20 protein-coding genes and 4 tRNA genes are annotated in these 20,039 nt (G+C 30.7%); 19 read left to right on the forward strand and 5 right to left on the reverse strand.

The genetic code is table 11. The annotated features are described in order from the left end of the window. Complete coding sequence (gene hisIE / locus FBF06_RS08850) at positions 1–624, forward strand: bifunctional phosphoribosyl-AMP cyclohydrolase/phosphoribosyl-ATP diphosphatase HisIE (RefSeq protein WP_002860063.1); 624 nt, start codon at positions 1–3, stop codon at positions 622–624. Positions 625–648: 24 nt separating this feature from the next. Here the strand turns inward: hisIE and FBF06_RS08855 are convergent, their stop codons facing one another. Further along, on the reverse strand, positions 649–1,809 hold the full coding sequence (locus FBF06_RS08855; protein WP_002851311.1) for a 2,3,4,5-tetrahydropyridine-2,6-carboxylate N-succinyltransferase: 1,161 nt from the start codon (positions 1,807–1,809) through the stop codon (positions 649–651). A gap of 25 nt (positions 1,810–1,834) precedes the next feature. Further along, a complete protein-coding gene (locus FBF06_RS08860) occupies positions 1,835–2,941 on the reverse strand; it encodes an Mrp/NBP35 family ATP-binding protein (protein WP_002902843.1) in 1,107 nt (368 codons plus the stop codon). A 123-nt stretch (positions 2,942–3,064) separates the two neighbouring features. Here FBF06_RS08860 and FBF06_RS08865 point away from each other — a divergent pair, with 123 nt between their 5' ends. From FBF06_RS08865 to prfA, 6 genes are all read left to right on the forward strand, one after another. Further along, positions 3,065–4,180: a bifunctional 2-C-methyl-D-erythritol 4-phosphate cytidylyltransferase/2-C-methyl-D-erythritol 2,4-cyclodiphosphate synthase gene (locus FBF06_RS08865; protein ID WP_002868302.1), complete on the forward strand. Its 1,116-nt coding sequence runs from the start codon at positions 3,065–3,067 to the stop codon at positions 4,178–4,180. Then, complete coding sequence (locus FBF06_RS08870) at positions 4,177–5,064, forward strand: response regulator (RefSeq protein ID WP_002868301.1); 888 nt, start codon at positions 4,177–4,179, stop codon at positions 5,062–5,064. Before FBF06_RS08865 ends, FBF06_RS08870 begins: the two co-directional genes overlap by 4 nt. Then, positions 5,042–6,202: a sulfate adenylyltransferase gene (locus FBF06_RS08875; RefSeq protein WP_002868300.1), complete on the forward strand. Its 1,161-nt coding sequence runs from the start codon at positions 5,042–5,044 to the stop codon at positions 6,200–6,202. Before FBF06_RS08870 ends, FBF06_RS08875 begins: the two co-directional genes overlap by 23 nt. A gap of 4 nt (positions 6,203–6,206) precedes the next feature. After that, positions 6,207–6,707 (forward strand): phosphatidylglycerophosphatase A, encoded by a 501-nt coding sequence (locus tag FBF06_RS08880; RefSeq protein ID WP_002851418.1) that lies wholly within the window; start codon positions 6,207–6,209, stop codon positions 6,705–6,707. A gap of 78 nt (positions 6,708–6,785) precedes the next feature. Further along, entirely contained in the window at positions 6,786–7,049 is a 264-nt protein-coding gene (gene rpsT / locus FBF06_RS08885; protein ID WP_002856547.1) for a 30S ribosomal protein S20, read from the forward strand. An 18-nt stretch (positions 7,050–7,067) separates the two neighbouring features. Next, positions 7,068–8,135, forward strand: a complete 1,068-nt coding sequence (prfA, locus tag FBF06_RS08890; RefSeq protein ID WP_002860067.1) for a peptide chain release factor 1 — start codon at positions 7,068–7,070, stop codon at positions 8,133–8,135. Positions 8,136–8,148: 13 nt separating this feature from the next. Here the strand turns inward: prfA and FBF06_RS08895 are convergent, their stop codons facing one another. Then, positions 8,149–8,904, reverse strand: coding sequence for a HugZ family heme oxygenase (locus FBF06_RS08895; protein WP_002860068.1), 756 nt, complete (start codon positions 8,902–8,904; stop codon positions 8,149–8,151). Between the two features lie 193 nt (positions 8,905–9,097). Between FBF06_RS08895 and FBF06_RS08900 the strand changes: the two genes are divergently transcribed. From FBF06_RS08900 to FBF06_RS08915, 4 genes are read left to right on the forward strand one after another with little or no spacing between them, the layout of a single operon-like run. Continuing rightward, the gene (locus FBF06_RS08900; protein ID WP_052796102.1) at positions 9,098–11,230 is read left to right on the forward strand and encodes a TonB-dependent receptor; all 2,133 of its coding nucleotides are present in this window, start codon (positions 9,098–9,100) and stop codon (positions 11,228–11,230) included. Continuing rightward, positions 11,205–12,191 (forward strand): iron ABC transporter permease, encoded by a 987-nt coding sequence (locus tag FBF06_RS08905; RefSeq protein ID WP_002856526.1) that lies wholly within the window; start codon positions 11,205–11,207, stop codon positions 12,189–12,191. The genes FBF06_RS08900 and FBF06_RS08905 overlap by 26 nt, the downstream gene beginning before the upstream one ends. Beyond that, a complete protein-coding gene (locus FBF06_RS08910) occupies positions 12,191–12,967 on the forward strand; it encodes an ABC transporter ATP-binding protein (RefSeq protein ID WP_002882736.1) in 777 nt (258 codons plus the stop codon). The genes FBF06_RS08905 and FBF06_RS08910 overlap by 1 nt, the downstream gene beginning before the upstream one ends. After that, entirely contained in the window at positions 12,964–13,770 is an 807-nt protein-coding gene (locus FBF06_RS08915; RefSeq protein WP_002882735.1) for an ABC transporter substrate-binding protein, read from the forward strand. Before FBF06_RS08910 ends, FBF06_RS08915 begins: the two co-directional genes overlap by 4 nt. Here FBF06_RS08915 and FBF06_RS08920 read toward each other — a convergent pair. Beyond that, entirely contained in the window at positions 13,767–14,624 is an 858-nt protein-coding gene (locus tag FBF06_RS08920; RefSeq protein WP_002882733.1) for a radical SAM/SPASM domain-containing protein, read from the reverse strand. The genes FBF06_RS08915 and FBF06_RS08920 overlap by 4 nt on opposite strands. Before the next feature lie 165 nt (positions 14,625–14,789). Between FBF06_RS08920 and FBF06_RS08925 the strand changes: the two genes are divergently transcribed. After that, positions 14,790–16,049, forward strand: a complete 1,260-nt coding sequence (locus FBF06_RS08925; protein ID WP_168977632.1) for an MFS transporter — start codon at positions 14,790–14,792, stop codon at positions 16,047–16,049. Here the strand turns inward: FBF06_RS08925 and mutY are convergent. Next, positions 16,035–17,054, reverse strand: coding sequence for an A/G-specific adenine glycosylase (gene mutY, locus FBF06_RS08930; RefSeq protein ID WP_002858960.1), 1,020 nt, complete (start codon positions 17,052–17,054; stop codon positions 16,035–16,037). The genes FBF06_RS08925 and mutY overlap by 15 nt on opposite strands. A gap of 72 nt (positions 17,055–17,126) precedes the next feature. Between mutY and FBF06_RS08935 the strand changes: the two genes are divergently transcribed. The 7 genes from FBF06_RS08935 (at position 17,127) to FBF06_RS08965 (ending at position 20,038) form a co-directional block, all read left to right on the forward strand. Further along, positions 17,127–17,879 carry a hypothetical protein gene (locus tag FBF06_RS08935; protein ID WP_002884723.1) on the forward strand — a complete coding sequence of 251 codons (753 nt, stop codon included), beginning with the start codon at positions 17,127–17,129 and terminating at the stop codon, positions 17,877–17,879. 71 nt (positions 17,880–17,950) lie between these two features. Further along, positions 17,951–18,025, forward strand: a tRNA-Gly gene (locus tag FBF06_RS08940). Positions 18,026–18,034: 9 nt separating this feature from the next. Next, positions 18,035–18,123, forward strand: a tRNA-Leu gene (locus tag FBF06_RS08945). An 18-nt stretch (positions 18,124–18,141) separates the two neighbouring features. Continuing rightward, positions 18,142–18,215 (forward strand) — tRNA-Cys (locus tag FBF06_RS08950). Between the two features lie 21 nt (positions 18,216–18,236). Then, positions 18,237–18,324 (forward strand) — tRNA-Ser (locus tag FBF06_RS08955). Positions 18,325–18,555: 231 nt separating this feature from the next. Next, on the forward strand, positions 18,556–19,536 hold the full coding sequence (gene ribD / locus FBF06_RS08960; RefSeq protein WP_002935060.1) for a bifunctional diaminohydroxyphosphoribosylaminopyrimidine deaminase/5-amino-6-(5-phosphoribosylamino)uracil reductase RibD: 981 nt from the start codon (positions 18,556–18,558) through the stop codon (positions 19,534–19,536). Further along, on the forward strand, positions 19,517–20,038 hold the full coding sequence (locus FBF06_RS08965) for a hypothetical protein (RefSeq protein ID WP_168977633.1): 522 nt from the start codon (positions 19,517–19,519) through the stop codon (positions 20,036–20,038). Before ribD ends, FBF06_RS08965 begins: the two co-directional genes overlap by 20 nt. Position 20,039 lies beyond the last annotated feature (1 nt).

Here is a 20,039-nt window from a genome sequence, read left to right on the forward strand (position 1 = left end):
ATGCAAAATTTCAAAGAACTTAATGAAAAAATCGCTTGGCAAAAAGTGGATAATCTTTTACCTGTCATCATCCAAGATGCAAAAACTTGCGAAGTTTTAATGCTAGGCTTTATGAATAATGAAGCCTTAGAAAAAAGCTTAGAAAGTGGCAAAGTAGTCTTTTTTTCACGCACAAAACAGCGTCTTTGGATAAAGGGTGAAGAAAGTGGAAATTTCTTAAATATCATAGATTTAAGCTTAGATTGTGATAATGACACGCTTTTAATTTTAGCAAATCCTGTAGGGCCTACTTGTCATACGGGCGATATTTCTTGTTTTGAAAAAATTTCTAAAAATGCAGATTTTGTTTTTCTAGCCAGACTTGAAAAACTTATTAATGCACGCAAAAATGCCGATGAAAATACTTCTTATACAGCAAAACTTTTCAAAAGTGGTACAAAACGCATCGCACAAAAAGTTGGTGAAGAAGGCGTAGAAACAGCTTTAGCAGCGACAGCAAAAGATAAAGAAGAGCTTATTTGTGAAGCAGCGGATTTAATGTATCATTTAAGTGTTTTACTTGCAGATGCAAATCTTAGTTTCTCAGATGTGATTTCAAAATTAAAAGAAAGACATAAAGCTTAAAGCTTTATGTAAAATAAATTTATATCAATGCAAGGCTTCATTAAGTTTGACTGCTTTTTTATTTAAAGCTACTATCATAGCACCACTTATAGAATCTTGACGGAAATGTAGCCCATTTAAACCTTTAAGCTCTAAGCCTTTGTAAATTTCTTTATCAAAATTAAAATAAGGATTAAGTTTAGCAAGTTCTTCGGCATCTTTGAGTAAAAATTTCGTTCCTTCTAGCACTGCAATACCTGCATCAACTATACAATTATCCCCTAAAGGAATTCCTGTCACTGAATTAGCCCCTAAAAGACAAGCCTTGCCTACGCTTATAGCATTGCCACTTGTTCCACTTAAAACACCTAAAATCGAAGCTCCGCCACCTACATCAGAACCTTCTCCTACTATAGCACTTGAACTAATACGCCCTTCAACCATACAAGCTCCTGTTGTACCTGCATTAAAATTCACATAACTTGCCCCTGGCATGATGGTTGTTCCTGCTGCTAAAGACGCACCCATTCTTACTTTAGAACTTTCTAAAATTCTTGTATTATCCTCAGGGATAATATGTGCTAAAAATCTTGGGAATTTATCAACAAAATCGATTTTTGGATATTGATTGCTCATTTTTAAACGCATTTCATTTGCTCTTAAATACTCAAGCTCGATAGGCTTATCATCACTCCAAGCTACATTGCTTAAAAGTCCAAAAGCTCCATTTAAATTGATACTTCTTAAAGGTACTTTTTTAGTAGAAAGCAAATAAAGTTTTAGATAAATACTTTCTACACTTAAAGGTTCTTTATCTTCAAAAAGACAAACAAAAGAAAATTCATCGTCTTTAAATTTATCTTTGATAATCTTTAATAAATCAATATTTTGATGCCCATCTTCTTCTAAAAAAGGTTTAAAACAAGAAAGTGCAAAATCAATATCTTCTAATTTCAAAGTTTGCACAAACTCACTCGCATTAAAATCAATCTCCACGCCCCTTTGCATAAAAGCTTCAAGCATGATTGCCGCTGAGCCAAAATTTTGCTCATAGTTAATCAAAGCAAAACTTGCTTGTAAGATTTTATTTTTATTTAACTGTCCTCTATCAAGCCTTGCTATACCAAAAGCTTTAGGTTTTTTATAGCCACTTTTTTGCTCGATTTGTTTGATTAAAAGTAAAAAATCTTCTTTAGTATTAATCATTTTCTTTTCCTTATCCACTTAATTTTTAATGCGAACACGCACTTTTTCCATTCATCACAGGTTGTATAGCAGAATTATCCGCACCACCTTCATTGTTAATCTTTTCTATAAAACTCCAAATTTTTTCAGCCGCCATTAAATAACGCCTTGAACTCACACTTTCAGGGTGATAAAAACTCACAGGCTTGCCTTCATCTCCACCTTCTCTTACTATCATTTCTATAGGAATTTGTGCTAAAACTTCACTTTTATAGGCTTTTGCCATATCTTCAGCTGTTCCTTTACCAAAAATATCATACTCTTTACCATTATCAGGACATAAAAATCCACTCATATTTTCAATCACACCCGCTATAGGAATATGAAGTTTATTAAACATATCTAAAGCTCTTTTGCTATCGTCTAAAGATACGGTTTGAGGCGTGCTTACACAAACTCCTGCAGTAATAGGAATACTTTGCGCAGAAGTAATTTGTGCATCGCCTGTTCCTGGAGGCATATCTAAAAACAATACATCAAGTTCAGGCCAAATCACATCAGCTAAAAGTTGCTCGATTGCTTTCATAATCATAGCTCCACGCCACATAAGGCCTTGACCCTCTTCGATCAAAACCCCCATACTCATCATATAAACACCATGAGTTAAAATAGGCTTTAATCTCTGCCCTATTACTTCAGGCTGAGTTTTGGTTTCACCTAGCATTCTTGGAATATTTGGCCCATAAATATCCGCGTCTAAAATACCTACTCTTTTTCCCATTTTAGCCATGGAAATTGCTAAATTTACTGTAGTTGTAGATTTACCCACACCACCTTTTCCACTTGAAACCATGATGAAATTTTTTACTTGTGGAGCGATATTTTTTCCACTTCTTGAATTACTTTTTTCTTCAGGAATTTTTGGAGTAATGATATTAAGTTCAATATTTTTTAAAGCCAAACTTGATAAAGCTTCAATAATATTTTTACGAATTTCATTAGCTACTTCAGGATTTGCTGAAACGATTTCTATATCAATGAATACACCATCATCTTGAATTTTAATATCTTTTACAAAGTTAAAACTCACTATATCCTTTTCAAAACCAGGATATTTTACAGTTTTTAATTTCTCTAAAATTTGTTCTTTCATATTTTTTCCTTGTCTTTTAAAAAAATCAATTTTACTAATAAAATGATAAAATTTAGCTTTTTATAAGTGTATAATATGGTAACATTATAAAAACCAACAATGATTAAAAAGAGGAATGAAAAAATGAGTGAAATGAGCCTCATTATGTTAGCAGCTGGAAATTCTACTCGTTTTAATACAAAGGTAAAAAAACAATTTTTACGACTTGGAAATGACCCTCTTTGGCTTTATGCAACAAAAAATTTAAGCTCTTTTTATCCTTTTAAAAAAATAGTTGTTACCTCTAGTAATATCACTTATATGAAAAAATTTACTAAAAACTATGAATTCATAGAAGGTGGTGATACCAGAGCAGAATCCTTAAAAAAAGCCTTAGAGCTCATAGATAGCGAATTTGTTATGGTAAGTGATGTAGCAAGGGTATTGGTGAGTAAAAATTTGTTTGATCGTTTGATTGAAAATTTAGATAAAGCAGATTGTATTACCCCTGCTTTAAAAGTTGCAGATACAACACTTTTTGACAATGAAGCCTTGCAAAGAGAAAAAATCAAACTCATTCAAACCCCGCAAATTTCTAAAACCAAATTGCTTAAAAAAGCCTTGGATCAAAACCTAGAATTTACAGATGATAGCACAGCTATAGCTGCAATGGGTGGAAAAATTTGGTTTGTTGAAGGTGAAGAAAATGCAAGAAAACTAACCTTTAAAGAAGATCTTAAAAAACTTGATTTGCCTACACCTAGCTTTGAAATTTTTACTGGCAATGGTTTTGATGTGCATGAATTTGGAGAGAATCGCCCTTTGCTTTTAGCAGGAGTGCAAATTCATCCTACTATGGGGCTTAAAGCACACAGCGATGGAGATGTTTTAGCTCACTCTTTAACCGATGCGATTTTAGGTGCTGCAGGACTTGGAGATATAGGAGAGCTTTATCCTGATACTGATATGAAATTTAAAAATGCCAACTCCATGGAGCTTTTAAAACAAGCTTATGATAAAGTCAGAGAAATAGGTTTTGAACTCATTAATATAGACATTTGCGTCATGGCACAAAGCCCTAAACTTAAAGACTTTAAACAAGCTATGCAAAGCAATATAGCTCATACTTTAGATTTAGATGAATTTAGAATCAATGTTAAAGCCACAACAACGGAAAAATTGGGTTTTATTGGAAGAAAAGAAGGTATGGCGGTGCTTAGTAATGTAAATTTAAAATATTTTGATTGGACAAGATTATGAAAGTTTTAATTATTGAAAATGAAATTTATCTAGCGCAAAGCATTAGCATTAAACTAAGTGATGCTGGATATAGCTGTGAAATTATTAACTCGTTTGATGAATACAATGGTGAAAAATACTATGACATTATACTGCTTTCTACAAATACTAATAATTTTCTAAAAGCCGTAGGTCAGTTTAAACATAGTATTATTATTTTGCTTATTTCTTATATAAGTACAGATACAGTTTCAAATCCTTTGAAATTAGGTGCTAGTGATTATATTCAAAAACCCTTTATGATAGAAGAGCTGATTAGAAAAATAAAGCATTATCAGGATTTTAGAAAACTTTCAATTCTTAATAAAGCTTATCAAAGCTATATCAAATCAAGATTAGAAACAATCAAAATTCCAGAGTATAATTATAAAAAATTAAAACTTCCATTGATATTAAAATCCAACAAGCAAAGCAGTGCTGATGCTTTTGTTTTTAATTATGCAAATGAATGTGACATTACTCTTTCTTTTATTGATTTAACATCTACAAATTCAGTTGAAAAAGTTATGAAACTTCCCACAGAAAACAATCTCTTATTTTTGAGTAATTTTCAAGCATTAAAAGCAACAGAAAAGGAAAAACTCCTAGATTTTATACAAAACAAAAATGTTATTTTGCATACCAATTCAAATACAGATGATTTAAAAATAAACTGCATTAATTTAAATGATAATGAAAAAAATATCAATAGCAATGAAATTTTAACTATAGATGAGTATGTAAAATATGTTATTATAAATTACCAAAATATATTTCCTGATACTGATCTTTCAAAAAAATTAGGCATTTCACGTAAATCTTTATGGGAAAAAAGGAAGAAATATGAAATCAGCAAGAAAAAATAAAAACATTACCATAGATCAAAATGAATTTGGCATCTTGTCACTTATTAAAGAAGGTTTGCTAGGTACTTGCACTCATTTAATGAATGAAAAAGAAGTCAATGAAATCATTAAATCAGGAAAATTTAAAGGAGAAAGTTTTCCCTATCCCTTAAGCTTTGCACCAAAAAATGCTGAAGAAGCACTAAATGATATAAAATCTGGCGATAGAATCGATCTCATACTAGATGAAAAAGTAGTAGGACATATAGATTTTAAAAGCCAATTTAAAAATAATAAAAATTTTTCTGATATTTTCAGTCCTAACACTTGCTCTTTAGAAGACATGGGAACAACTTGCATAAGTGGAAAAATAGAAATTTATAATTCTCAAATTGAAAAAATAAAAGAAAATTTTCAACAAATCAAAAACAATCTTAATGCACAAAAAATTACTGCTATAGTTTCAAGTTTTGATCCTTTGCATCGTGCCCATGAAAGAATGTTTCGTTGGACTATTGATAAAGCAGATTTAGTTGTAATTTTTCTTGTAGAATCTTTTGATGTAAATGGGTTTGAATTCGAACTTAAAGAAGCATATTTGAAAAAATTTATTCAAAACTATCTTCCACCGGATAGAATTTTCATTTTTCCATTAAAAAATATTAATATTTTTCACGCTCATTTAAATCCTGGCTTAGAAAGTATTATCGCAAAAAGTCTAGGTTGTACCAAACTAGTAGTAGGACAAAATCATACAGGACTTGGAATGTTTTATGACGATAACCAACCAAAAACCATACTTGATGATTTTTCCAAGGACTATGGCATAGAAGTGATCGTTTTGCCTGAATTTGTATTTTGCGATCAATGTCGCATGATTGTTAGCACAAGATCTTGCCCTCATGGTTGTCATCACCATTTGCACTATAATTCTCAGTCTTTAAAAGATTTACTAAGAGCGGGTATCATTCCTCCAGCAATTTTCATGCGCAAGGAAGTATCTAGTGTTATTTTAACTTCTCTTTTTCCAAATAGATTAAAAAATATGCAAAAAATTTATAATGAGCTTTTTCCAACTGATGGAATTTTAGAATACAAAAATGATGAAGAATTTTATCAAAAACTTTTAGAAATTCATCAAATGTCTTATATGGTGTAATAAAATGCAAAAATTATTTTTAACTTTTTTTTATTCAGGTTCTGTAAAAAAGGCAAGTGGGACTTTTGGTACTATCGCTGCTTTAATACCTGCTTTTTTTATACTTAAATATCTCGGGATTAATACTTTGTTTTTACTAAGCATTTTAATTTTTGTTGCAAGTATTCGTGTTATAGATGATTATGAAAAAAAAACAGGAATTCACGATGACAAACACATAGTTATCGATGAGGTTGCTGGAGTTTTTCTTGCTTGTGCTATTGCAGCAAGTGTTGAAAACTCGATAGTCAATTTTATTTTGGCTTTTGTTTTATTCAGACTCTTTGACATTACAAAACCTTCTATTATTGGTAAGATAGATAAAAAAGTCAAAGGCGGACTAGGTGTAATGCTTGATGATATGTTAGCAGGATTGTTTGCTGGACTTTTAAGTGCGGTAATTTATGGATTTTTACTTAAATTTAATTTAGTTTTTTGGGATATAAATTTAAAAGACTTATTTTGAAATTTTGCTTAAATTAATTAAATTTTAAATTTTATTCTTATATAATTTAGTCTTTAATTTCAAAAAAGGAAAATATAAATGGCAAACCATAAATCTGCTGAAAAAAGAGCAAGACAAACTATTAAAAAAACAGAAAGAAATAGATTCTATAGAACAAGACTTAAAAATATAACTAAAGCCGTAAGAGAAGCTGCAGCAAATGGAGATAAAAATGCTGCTAATGAAGCTTTAAAAGTAGCTAATAAAAGCATTCATGCTATGGTAAGTCGCGGTTTCATTAAAAAACAAACTGCTTCTCGCCGTGTAAGCCGCTTAGCCCTTTTAGTAAATAAAATCGCATAATTTTCTATATAGTTTTTAATGTTAGCTAGCAAACTAGATCCTTTTTTAAAACGCTTTGAAGAGTTAAATTCTCTTCTTAGCAGTTCTGATATAATCAACGATATCAGTAAAATGACTACACTCTCTAAAGAACAAAAAAATTTAGAACCTATCGTTTTAAAAGCTAAAGAGTATTTAAAAACTTTAGACAATATAGAAGAAAATAAAGCTTTGCTAAACGATCCAGAACTTGGGGAACTTGCGAAAGAAGAACTAAAAACTTTAGAAGAATTAAAACCAAAGCTTGAAGAAGAGATTAAAATTTTACTTCTTCCTAAGGATCCCAATGATGAAAGAAATATTTTTCTTGAAATTCGTGCAGGCGCAGGTGGCGATGAGGCATCTTTATTTGTAGGAGATCTTGTAAAAGCTTATGCAAGATATGCTGAAAATCGTAGCTATAAACTTGAGATTGTAAGTTCTAGTGAAGGAAGTGTAGGTGGATTTAAAGAAATCATCATGCTTGTTAAAGGAACAGGAGCTTATTCAAGACTTAAATATGAAGGTGGAACGCACCGTGTTCAAAGAGTTCCTCAAACAGAATCCCAAGGACGCGTGCATACTTCTGCTATCACCGTGGCAGTAATGCCAGAAGTTGATGATATAGAAATCGAAATCAATCCAAACGATCTTAAAGTTGATGTTATGCGATCTTCAGGACATGGTGGACAAAGTGTAAATACTACTGATTCAGCTGTTCGTATCACTCATATCCCTACAGGTATAGTTGTAGTCAATCAAGATGGAAAAAGCCAACACAAAAATAAAGAAAGTGCGATGAAAGTCCTAAAAGCAAGGCTTTATGAAATGCAAGAGAGTGAAAGACTGGCAAAAGAAAGTGAAGCAAGAAAATCACAAGTAGGAAGCGGAGATAGAAGTGAACGCATTCGCACTTACAATTTTCCACAAAATCGTATCAGCGATCATAGAATAAATCTTACTTTATATCGCTTAGATGCCATTATGCAAGATGGGCTTTTTGATGAAATCATAGAACCTTTAATCACTCATCATCAAGCCCAAGCTTTACAAGAACAAAATTTATAAGATTTTATATAAATTAATGCTTATGTAGGAATTTATGTGGATTTCCACTAGCACCTACATGTGTAACATTTCCATTTTCTATATCATAAGCTTGACCAAAACCTTTTACAAAGCGTCCTTTTTTAAATTCAAGCTTTACTAGATGAAAATCAAGCATCTTGCGTATAGTTTTAATGCCTCCTTCTCCTCCGGTTTGTTTTTCAAACTCATCATAAATTTGATCAAATCTTTCACCTCTCTCTAAAAAACTTGCATCTACTCTATAGCGCAATCTTTTACGAAGTATAACAGAAGCGGCTTTACTCTCATCCTCTAAAAACATTATTTCTATATTGTTTGGATTTGCTTTGATGTTGTTAAAATGTTCGCTTACTTCACTTATATAAATATAATTTCCCCATTGTGTGCTTACAAAAGGTGCATACGAGCAAACAACTTCTCCATTTGCATTTAAAGTTGCCAAAGCTACAGAATTAAAACTTAGCATAAATTCATTTAATTCTTTTTCTACTCCACTAAAATTTTGCTCGCTCTTTGCACTCATGCAAAGGGATATTATAGTATCTTTAATCGTGTTTTCATCGGCTTTTTTAGGAAATTCCACTCGTAAATTTTCTTTATCATTGTAAACAAGATCCAAGCCATTAAAATCAACACTTTTTAGAAAAACATCTTGCACTTGCTCAATACCACCAAATTTTTTACAAAGATCAACTAAATTTGATTTATGATGATCATTCATATGAGAAATAATGCTTTCAAAATTCATTTTTATCCTTTCTTGATTTTAAAATAAAATATTAAAAAAAATGGTATCAATTATCAAATTAAAAATAACTTAAAATATAAAAATTATCTATTTTATCAAAAATTTATACTAAATTAAGTTAATAAAGGATAAATTTCATCCTAAATTATTATGATATAAATTATCATTATTTATTTTATTTAAGGAGTAAAATTTGCACCCAAATAAAAAAGCTTTTAACTTATCTTTATTTGCATTATTACTAATAACTAATTTAAATGCACAAGAATCAAATGAAGCTATCAATCTACAAAAAGTTGTTGTTAGTGCAACAGGTTTTGAACAAGATGCAGACTCAAATTTACGCAATGTAATCAGCATTGAAGGCAAAGATCTGCAAAATAAAGGTTATGTTTCCTTAGAACAAGCCTTAGAAAGAATTTCAGGCATTAGTTTTGTAAATTTTGGACTTGGACGCAATATAGACATGCGTGGACAAGGAAATAAGTCCAATATAGCTGTAAAAGTTATGATCGATGGGCGTGCTATTAATGTTCTTGATAATTCCCATGGTGTAACCCCGCTAGATAGTATCAATTTAGATAATGTAGAACGCATAGAAATCATACCTGGGGGTGGATCTGTGCTTTATGGAAGTGGTACTAGAGGGGGTGTGATTAATATCATTACAAAAAAAACAAAAATCAGATGCTTTTGCTATAAATTTAAAAGCAGTGCCTATGATCATGGTGGACTAGGTGGAAATTTAGGTATCAATGGCGCCAAACAAATAAATGAAAATTTAGCTTTTAGCTTTGATATACAAAGTTTTAACCTTGATGGATATCAAGAAGGTTATAATGAAAAAGGCTATTTTATCAACACAAAAACCTATATTGACATCAATGATAATAGCGATTTAACTTTGGGTTATAATTATTTTAAAAGCAAAAATACCAGCAGTGGCTATCTAACAAAAGCACAAGCTCAAAGCGATCCAACCCAAAAAGGCAATAGTGACAATATCACACAAATCAATCGCCCTGAAATTTCTTTGGATTATCATTACTATTTTGATGATATATGGGAATTTAACCTAGAAGCTTTTTGGCAAAATCAAAAGATCAATTATCTAAAAGATGAAATTTCTATGATGGGAACTACAGCTTATCAAAATGGAAGTGGTTTTGAAGACACACTTACAGGGATAAGTTTAAAAAACAAGCTAAATTATGCAAATAATTCTTATTTTATTTTTGGTTATGAATTTACAAACCATGATGCAAAAAGAAAGAGTTTGGTGTATTATAGCGTTCCAGGTGTCATAAATTATCACAGGATGACAACTTTAATGGATATGACTAAACAAAGCCATTCTATTTTCGCTCTTGATTCTCATAATTTTAATGAATTTTTCACTTTATCCGGTGGAGCTAGATATGAATTTAGCACTTATAATACCAATAGATCTTATAGAAATGAAATGAGTATGAACGGAAGACCGCCATCATCAAATCCTATAATCACAGACTCAACAACCCTTTTTGATACCGATAAAAACACCAATAATTTTGCTTTTGAAATCACCCCTAACTTTAAATACTCTGACACAGGCAATCTTTATCTTAAATACGAAAGAGGTTTTGTTTCTCCTACACCTGCTCAATTTGTCAATCGCAACAAAACTGGTAATGGAATACCACCCTATTATTCGTCGAACCTAAAAGCTGAGATCTTTGATACCTTTGAACTAGGTATTGATGATTTTTGGTGGGATTTTTACGGCTTTAATCTAACTTTATTTTACACCCTAAGCAAAGATGAAATTTCTTATCTTGGAAACCCTCATTCTACTAGTGGATCTTGGTGGAAATATTATAATATAGATCAAACTCGCCGTTTAGGAGTAGAATTAAGTCTGAGTCAAAATTTCTTAGATGATGATTTAATCTTTAGAGAAAGTCTAACTTATCTTGATGCTAAAATTTCTAAAGGTGTTAATGACGGCATGAGAATTCCTTATGTTTCAAAAATCAAAGCCACAGCTGGGCTTGAATACGCTTGGAATAAAAATTTCTCAAATTTTATTGATTTAACCTATTTTTCTAGAGCAAAAGATGGTGGAACTATAAATGAAAATACAGGAAAAATGTCTAAAAATTCTTGGATAAGGGATTATTTTTTAACAGATATTGGTATGAAATATAATTATAAAAAATTACAAATTTTAGCAGGAATTCGCAATCTTTTCGATAAAAGATACTACACCTATCAAGACAGTATAAATGATCAATACCTAGTTGGGAATGGCAGAAACTACTATGTTGAATTTAAATACGCATTCTAAAATTTTAGTGATTATAGGGCTTTTGGTAGCTTATATAATCGCTTCTTTTACAGCACTTTGCTTAGGAGATGAGAATTTAAACCCAAAAGAACTTTTTTCATATATCTTTAGCCAAGATGAAATTTTAAGACAAATCATCATAGATGGACGCTTACCACGGATTATAATGGCGATTTTAATCGGTATGCTTCTAGCTAGTAGTGGGGCTATCACTCAAAATGTATTTTCAAATCCTATAGCCGATCCTTATATCATAGGTATAGCTTCTGCGGCAACCTTTGGAGCGGTTTTGGCGTATTTGTTAAAATTGAATGATTATTATTATGGAATTTTAGGTTTTGTTTGCTCTGCCTTTTTTGCCCTAGGAGTTTTTAAAATTTCTTCTAAAGCTTCTATAGCGACTTTACTCATTATCGGCATAGCAGCTTCATCTTTTTTAGGAGCTTTTACTTCTTTTTTCACTTATCTTATAGGCGAGGATTCTTTTAAAATAGTCGCTTGGCTTATGGGAAATATAGGCAATGCTTCTTGGTTTCGTGTGGGAATTTTAATCTTGCCTTTAATTTTTTGTTTGTTTTATTTTTACGCTCATAAAAACGAATTAAACATACTTTTAAGCGGAGATGATGAAGCTAGAAATCTAGGGGTAAATGCTCAAAAATTAAAGATAAATTTACTCATCGTCTCATCCTTGGCTGTATCTTTTGCGGTTGCTTTTAGCGGACTTATAGGCTTTGTTGGACTCATCATTCCTCATACTATAAGACTTTTGCTTAAAAATTATGATAATGCCTTAGTTATCCCTTTATGTACAGCATTTGGAGGATTATTTTTACTTATTTGTGATACTTTAGCAAGAACTCTTTTAGCCCCTGTACAAATTCCGATTGGAATTTTAACTGCATTTTTTGGAGCTCCTATTTTTTTATACTTGGCTTTAAGTGCTAGGAGATTTTTATAATGCTAAAAATACAAGATTTAAGCTTTGCTTATCACCAAAAAGATTTACTAAAAAACATTCATTTAGAACTTAAAAATCAGGCTTTTATAGGAATTTTAGGGCCAAATGGCTCAGGCAAAAGCACTCTTTTAAAACTTATACTTAAAAATTTAAGTCCAAATAAAGGAGAAATAAGTCTTTTTAATACAAATATCAAAGATTTTTCTCTTAAGGAATTTGCCAAAATTTGTGGCTTTGTGCCTCAAAAATCAGAATTAAACACCCCTTTAAAAGTCATCGATGTGCTTTTAATGAGTAAATATGCGAATTTAAAACACGCTTTTAGTTCTTATTCTAAAGAAGATATTTTAGAAATTAAAGAATTTGCTAAGGATTTAAGACTTGAAAATTTTCTAGAAAGAAGCATACTTTCTTTAAGTGGGGGTGAATTTCAAAGAATGCTTTTAGCAAGAGCTTTGCTTAAAAAGCCAAAAATTCTTTTTTTAGATGAACCCACTTCAGCCCTTGATTTAAACTATGCTATAGAGCTTTTAAGCCTTTGCGAAAAACGAGTTAAAGAAAAAAATATAGCCGTTGTTGCTATCTTGCATGATTTAAATTTAGCTTCTATGTTTTGCGATAAAATCCTTTTTTTAAAAGAAGGGGAAATAAAGTATTTTGGAACGAGTAAAGAGCTTTTTACTCAAGAAATTTTAAAAGAAATTTATGATTTAAACTGCGAGATTATTTATAAAAATTCTAAACCTTATATTTTAGCTTTAAAGGAGAAAAAATGAAAAAAATTTTAATTATTATGAGTTTGTTTTTAATCACACTAAATGCAAAAGAACGCCTTGTAGTGCTTGATCCTGCAAGCATAGAAACCCTTTTTATGCTTAAGGCTGAAGATCAAATCGTAGGCATTGCCACTTTACAACACTCAAATATCTATCCTAAAGATCAAACCTCAAAACTTACAAGCGTAGGCACTTTTTCAAATCCTTCACTTGAAAAAATAGTAGCATTAAAACCAAGTTTGGTGATTTTAAGCTCTTATTCTTTAAATTTAGAAGAAGGACTTAAAAATTTTGGTATCAAAAGCATCAATTTAAAAGCCGAGCATTTAGAAGATATAACAAAAAATATCACAACCTTAGGTCAAATCACGAAAAAAGAAAAAGAAGCAGAGCTTTTAAAACAAGAATTTAACCAAAAATTTAAAAAATTAAGCGATAAACCCCTAAATAAAAGTGCGATTTATCTTTATTCTAGCAACCCTTTAATGGCCTTTAATGATAATTCTTTAATAGCTGATATTTTAAGACTCATAGGGATTAAAAATTTAAGTCCGCAAAGTCAAATTTCAAGACCTGTTATATCAGCAGAATATATACTGAAACAAAATCCAGACATACTCATTCTTGGAATGAATGCCAAAAACAATCTTTTAGATACAAATGCTTTATTGAAAAATACCAAAGCAGTTAAAACAGGAAGTATTTATTTTAACAAAGATACACCTATATTATTACGCCTTAGTCCTAAGATAATAGATAGAATTCAAGAATTTAAAACAAAGCTAGAAAATAACAATTTTTAATCACCCAATCTTGCTTTAAAAAATTCGCAAGTTTGACAAAGTTTTTCTATGCGTTTATCTTCTTCAAAAGCTTTTTTCATCATCTTTATACGCGATGATTTAAAAAGCTTATCAAAGTTATTTTCAAAAACATTTCCCAAGTTAATATCTGCTTTAGTATCCAAACAGCAAGGCACTAAACTTCCATCACTTAAAATCCCAATTTGCTCTTTTAAAGCATGACATTTTCCTTTTTTATAAAGGGGTTCATCTTTTAAATTTGGCCATTTAAAAAGTTTATTTTGATGAAGCAAAATATGTCTTTGCAAGCGATTTTTACTTAAGTTTGTATCGATCTTAACTTCAAATTCTTTAGCTAAAAACTCATAAATTTTTAAATTTGACTTAGGTGCTTTAAAATTAGCATCTAAATTCCAAAGTCTTAGATTGATAAAAGAAAGGCTTTTTTGCTCTAAATGCTTTTTGCAAAGTTCTAAAATAGGCTTAAAATACTGTTCTAAAGAAATTTTGCTTTGACTTAAAAAAGACATTAAAGAAATATTGATTTGATGGATATTCTCATACCCTAACAATAAAGCTTGATTTTTAGAATTTAGATAAAAGCCACTTGTAGTGATTTCAAGTTTCATAGCTTCATCTTTTGCGATTTTTAGATAATTTTCCAAATTAGGTAAAAGCAAAGGATCGCCCAAAAGATGAAAGGTAAAAAGCTCAGCTTTATTAGAAATTTCATAAGCTAAGTTTTGAAATTTTTCTTCACTCATTACCCCGCGAATTCCTTTTTGAGAAGGACAAAAATCACATTTTAAACCACAAATATCGCTTAATTCTATATATATTTTTTTAAATTTCATTATATTTCCTAGAGTAAACATTTTACCAAAATTTATGAAATTTATTAAAATATGTAACATTTTTATCGATATTTTTATCTTTTTTATTTCTCTTCTTTATTTTTAAATATATTAAACAAAAATCACACTATACTTAAATAAAAATCTAAAATTAAGGAAGGGTTTATGCAAGAGCTTACTCGCACGAAAAAAATTCGCTCTATTATTGCTGCAAGTAGCGGAAATTTAGTAGAGTGGTTTGATTTTTATATCTATGCTTTTACAGCAACTTATTTTGCTCATACTTTTTCAACTTCAGATAATCCTGTTATCCAGCAAATCAATGCCTTTGGGGTTTTTGCAGCAGGATTTTTTATGCGTCCTATAGGCTCTTGGCTTTTTGGCTCTTTAGCTGATAAAGTAGGTCGTAAAAAATCTATGGTTATATCAGTGGTTTTAATGGCTTTAGGCTCTTTTATGATAGCAGCCTTACCAAGCAAAGATACAGTGGGCGATCTTGCTATTATCTTGCTTTTAATAGCAAGACTTATTCAAGGTCTTAGTGTAGGCGGGGAGTATGGCATAGCAGCTACTTATCTTTCAGAACTTGCTACGGAAGGAAAACGCGGTTTTTACTCATCTTTTCAGTATGTAACCCTAATAGGTGGTCAACTTTTGGCCGTTGCAAGCATTAGTATAATGTTTTTATTTTTTAGCATTGATGATATGAAAGATTATGCTTGGAGAATACTTTTTGTAATAGGCGGAATTTTAGCACTAGGCTCGCTTTTTGTAAGAAAAATGATGAATGAAAGTGCTACAAAACTTCACCAGCATGAAGATCGTGGTACTTTAAAAGCATTATGCAAATCTTGGAAACCTTTTTTAATGGTACTTGGGGTTACCTCTGGAGGTTCTTTAGCTTTTTACACCATTACAACTTATACTAAAACTTTTATGGAAAATACGGGTATGGATAAAATGCTTGTTAATAATCTTTTCTTAGGTGCTTTATTTATACTAATGATCATTCAACCTCTTTTTGGATATATAAGAGATAAAATAGGTCACAAACGATCTTTAATTGTATTTTGTATTTTGGCATTGGTAGGAATTTATCCTATTTTTTCACTTATAGCCAATAACGCACAAAATAATCCTTCTTTGACATTTATGTTGGTGGTATTATTGTTTGTTATTTTAAGTTTTTATACTTCAGTTGCTGGGATTTTTAAAGCAAAACTTTTTCCTGAACATGTAAGAGCTTTAGGGACAGGTTTGGGTTATGCTATTTCAAATGCTGTTTTTGGAGGATCTGCTCCTTGGGTTGCTTTACAATTTAAAAATGCAGGTATAGAAAATGGCTTTTTTATCTATATAGCTATTTTTACAATCATCATGCTTATAGCTACTTTGTGTTTGCCTAAAAAATCAGAGCTTAATTAATTTTAACGCTTTTAAAGAAAGTGCCGAAAGTGCGGTACTTTCTAACTCTTTTAAGGTTTGAAATTCATAATTTTTATTTTCATTGTTTAAAATTTGATGATAAACCTTGATATTAAGTTTATACTTAGTATAGCCGTGCTTAAACTCCCCTACAAAACTCATATCTTTAGAAAGTTTATATTCTCCTTCTTTAAAAAAAGGAAAATTATACATACCCTTATAAAGCTTATCTTGGCTTTTCTGTATCGCAAATTTTTTATTAAATTCAAACAAAAAAAGATTTAAATTTAAACTCTCATAAAGTATTTTTTTAGCTCTTGGATAAAACTCTGTATTAAATTTGCCTTGACAAAAATCATACAAAGGACAAATCCCACACTTTGCATTTTTACCCACACAAACCAAAGCCCCTATATCAAGCAAAGCTTGGTTGTGATCAAAGGCATGATTTAAATTTAAAAGCTCTTTAGCTCTTTTTTCAAGTTCTTTCATGCTAGGATTTTCCAAAGCAAAAAGACGAGAAAGCACACGGCGTATATTGCCATCAACAAAAGAAACCTTTTGATCGTAGCCAAAACAAGCTATAGCGCCTGCTGTATAAGCTCCTATACCACTTAATTTTTTTAGATCCTCAACTTCTTTAGGTAATTTAGCCCCAAACTTATCCACGCATTCTAAAGCTGCCTTTTTTAAATTTCTAGCACGAGTGTAATAACCAAGTCCTTGCCAAGCCTTTAAAAGCTCGTCTTCATTAGCATTAGCCAAACTTTCTAAAGTAGGAAATTTTTGCAAAAAGGGGAAATAAAACCTTTCTAAAACTGATTTAACTTGAGTTTGCTGAAGCATAATTTCGCTGATATAAACTCCATAAGCTCTATCAATATGCTTTAAACTTTCATCACAATTTTGACTTTGTAAATTACGCCAAGGCAAAGTTTTGCGTCCATTTTTTTCATACCAAAGAAGTAAATTTTCTTGTAGTTTTTCAAGCTCTTTTTTTTGCATAAATGAGAGTATAACAAAAAATTTTAAAATTTTTTGCTAAAATTAGCTCAAATTAAATTATTAAGGATATCCATGTTAGCTTTTTTTAAAGGTTTAGGTGTAGGTTTTTTATGTTTATTACTTTTTGTTGCAGGAGTAGTTTTTAATGTAGAATTTTTAGGCAAAAAAGACTCTAATCATGATTTATATTTTTCAAGAAATATAGAAGTAAGCAATACACTAAAACCCGATATTTTATATGCAAATATTAATTTTTGGGCAAATGAAAATTTAAGTTCAAAAATTACATTAGACAATAGTGAAAAAGCTGAAATCACAAATATTTTCAATCAAATTTTAGAACGCTCAAAAAAAGAAAATTTTTGTAGCGGAGGAAGTTTTTCTTTAGAACCTAATTTTTCCTATAAAGATGGTATACAAACTCCAAAAGGTCAAAGATTTGATGCGAATTTAGAATGTGAATTTAAAGAAAACCAACTTGCAGATTTTAACAATCTTTTAAATGACATCAATTCTATCATAGCTAAAAATAATTTCATCAGCGTTTCAACACCAGCCATACAAACAAAATTTTCAAAAGATACACTAAACAACAACAAAGAAAATCTCTACAAAGAGCTTTTAAAAACATCATACGAATATGAAAAAACTTACTCTTTAGATCTTAATAAAACTTGTGTATTGAAAAATTTACAAGTAAATGCCAATACCAATATCGCACCTAGAATGCTAAATGCAAAATCTGATAATATAGAACTTTCATCTCCAATTATCAGCGAAAAAGAACAAATTTTAAACGCGAAAGCTTTATTTATTTGCAAATAACTTAAGGCAAAATAAACTCCTTTTAAGTTTATTTTGCTATACTTTTATCTTCAATTCTTTCAGAAATTTATGCGGGAATAGCTCAGGGGTAGAGCACAACCTTGCCAAGGTTGGGGTCGCGAGTTCGAATCTCGTTTCCCGCTCCATAATCACCCGCCCGGGTGGTGGAATTGGTAGACACAAGGGACTTAAAATCCCTCGGAATTTTTCTTCCGTGCCGGTTCAAGTCCGGCCTCGGGCACCACTTTTTCAACATTATCAGGGCGACATAGCCAAGCGGTAAGGCATGGGCCTGCAAAGCCTTGATCTCCGGTTCGAATCCGGATGTCGCCTCCAAAAGGCAAAACTTTACTTTATCGGGAGATGGCTGAGTGGTCGAAAGCGGCGGTCTTGAAAACCGTTGAGGGTCACACCTCCAGGGGTTCGAATCCCTTTCTCCCGGCCACCAAAACTTTCTAGTTTATCAAGCTTATATCATTCCTAATTTAAAGGATACTACAAATGAAAAATAATACTTCAATCTTACTATTTTCGTTATATCCTAAAAAACTTAAAAAAACTATGGCTAATATAATTAAAAATAAGAAATACAAATGGAAAATTTAGAATTTGTTATCTTAAAACAAAAATATAAAATTTTAAAAATATGTCAAATTTTAAAATATAAGGTAGGCAAATGAAAGAATTTTATATGAATTTAGCTTTAAATGAGGCTTGGAAATATCAGTTTTTAACCTATCCAAATCCGGCTGTAGGCTGTGTAATCTTAGATAAAAATGAAAAAATTTTAGCCATAAAAGCTCATGAAAAAGCTGGATTAGCTCATGCAGAACTTAATGCCATAGCTCATGCTTTTAAAAGCTTAAGACCTGAAATTTCATTGCCTAAAGAAGCAAACGCCTTGCATGAGTTTATTTGCAAAAACCATCAAGGTGTATTTAAAGATAGCATAGCTTTTGTCACACTTGAGCCTTGCTCTCATCAAGGAAAAACGCCTCCTTGTGCAAAACTCTTTAGCGAGCTAGGTTTTAAAAAAATTTTCATCAGCGTTAAAGATGGAAATAAAATCGCAAGTGGTGGGGCTGAATTTTTAAAAAAACAAGGCATAGAGGTTGAATTTGACATACTTAAAGAAGAAGGAAAAAAACTTTTAAAACCTTTTTTAAAATGGCAAAAAGGGCAATTTAAACTTTTTAAATTAGCCCTTTCTATGAATGGCTCGCCTTTTGGCAAAATCGTAAGCAATGAGCTAAGTCGCACTTATGCACATGAAATTAGAGCGGTGATTGATTTGCTTGTAGTCGGTGGAGAAACCATAAGAAAAGATTGCCCTATATTAGATGCTAGGCTTTGCAAAGCAAAAGCGCCTAATCTTTGTATCTTAAGCCGTCAAAATATAGATAATTTTGATAAAAATATCCCTTTATTTAAAGTTCCAAACCGCCAAATTTATACCCAAATTCCAAGTGAAGCTAAATTTTTAATGTATGAGGGTGGAGAAAATTTTCTCAAAACCTTTAAAGATGAAATAGATATGTTTTTGATTTTCCAAAGTTCAAGTTTAAATGATGAAAAAAATGTTACAATACCTTTAAATTTCAAGCCACTTTATAGGAATTTTTTAGGGAGTGATACTTATGGCATTTATGAACTTTAGTGGATTTTTTTATGCGAGAAATGATTTAAGATTATTTAAAATAGAAAAGAAAAATGAATTAAAATCCTTTTTTTACAAAGACTACACCTTATCAAGCTACAAAGATGCTTTAAATTTAAATAATGAAATCTTTTTTTATCAAAGTTTAAAAGAAGGCTTATTTAAAGAAAATGATGAAATTTTAGTTTCAAATTTGGGTAAAAAGATCATACTTTTTAGAAATTTCACTCAAAATTGCGATAATTTTAATGAGGCAAAATTAAAACAAATATTGCTTTTATTTTTTTTGTTATTAGCGAGCATATTTTTTGCAAGTTTGGCTATGATTAATGAATTTGGAGCCATAGATCTTGTTTTTTTAATGATTTGCTTATTGCTTTTAGTGATGGGAGCAATCAATCTTGGCTTGCTTTTTAAGCAAATTCGTATTCTTAAAAGTTTTTCCGAAGAAGAAATGAAAGAATTTTTAAGTCTAAGAATGAAAAAATACACTAAAGTGTAAA

The organism is Campylobacter sp. CFSAN093227, from assembly GCF_012897855.1.
GTDB lineage: Bacteria > Campylobacterota > Campylobacteria > Campylobacterales > Campylobacteraceae > Campylobacter_D > Campylobacter_D jejuni.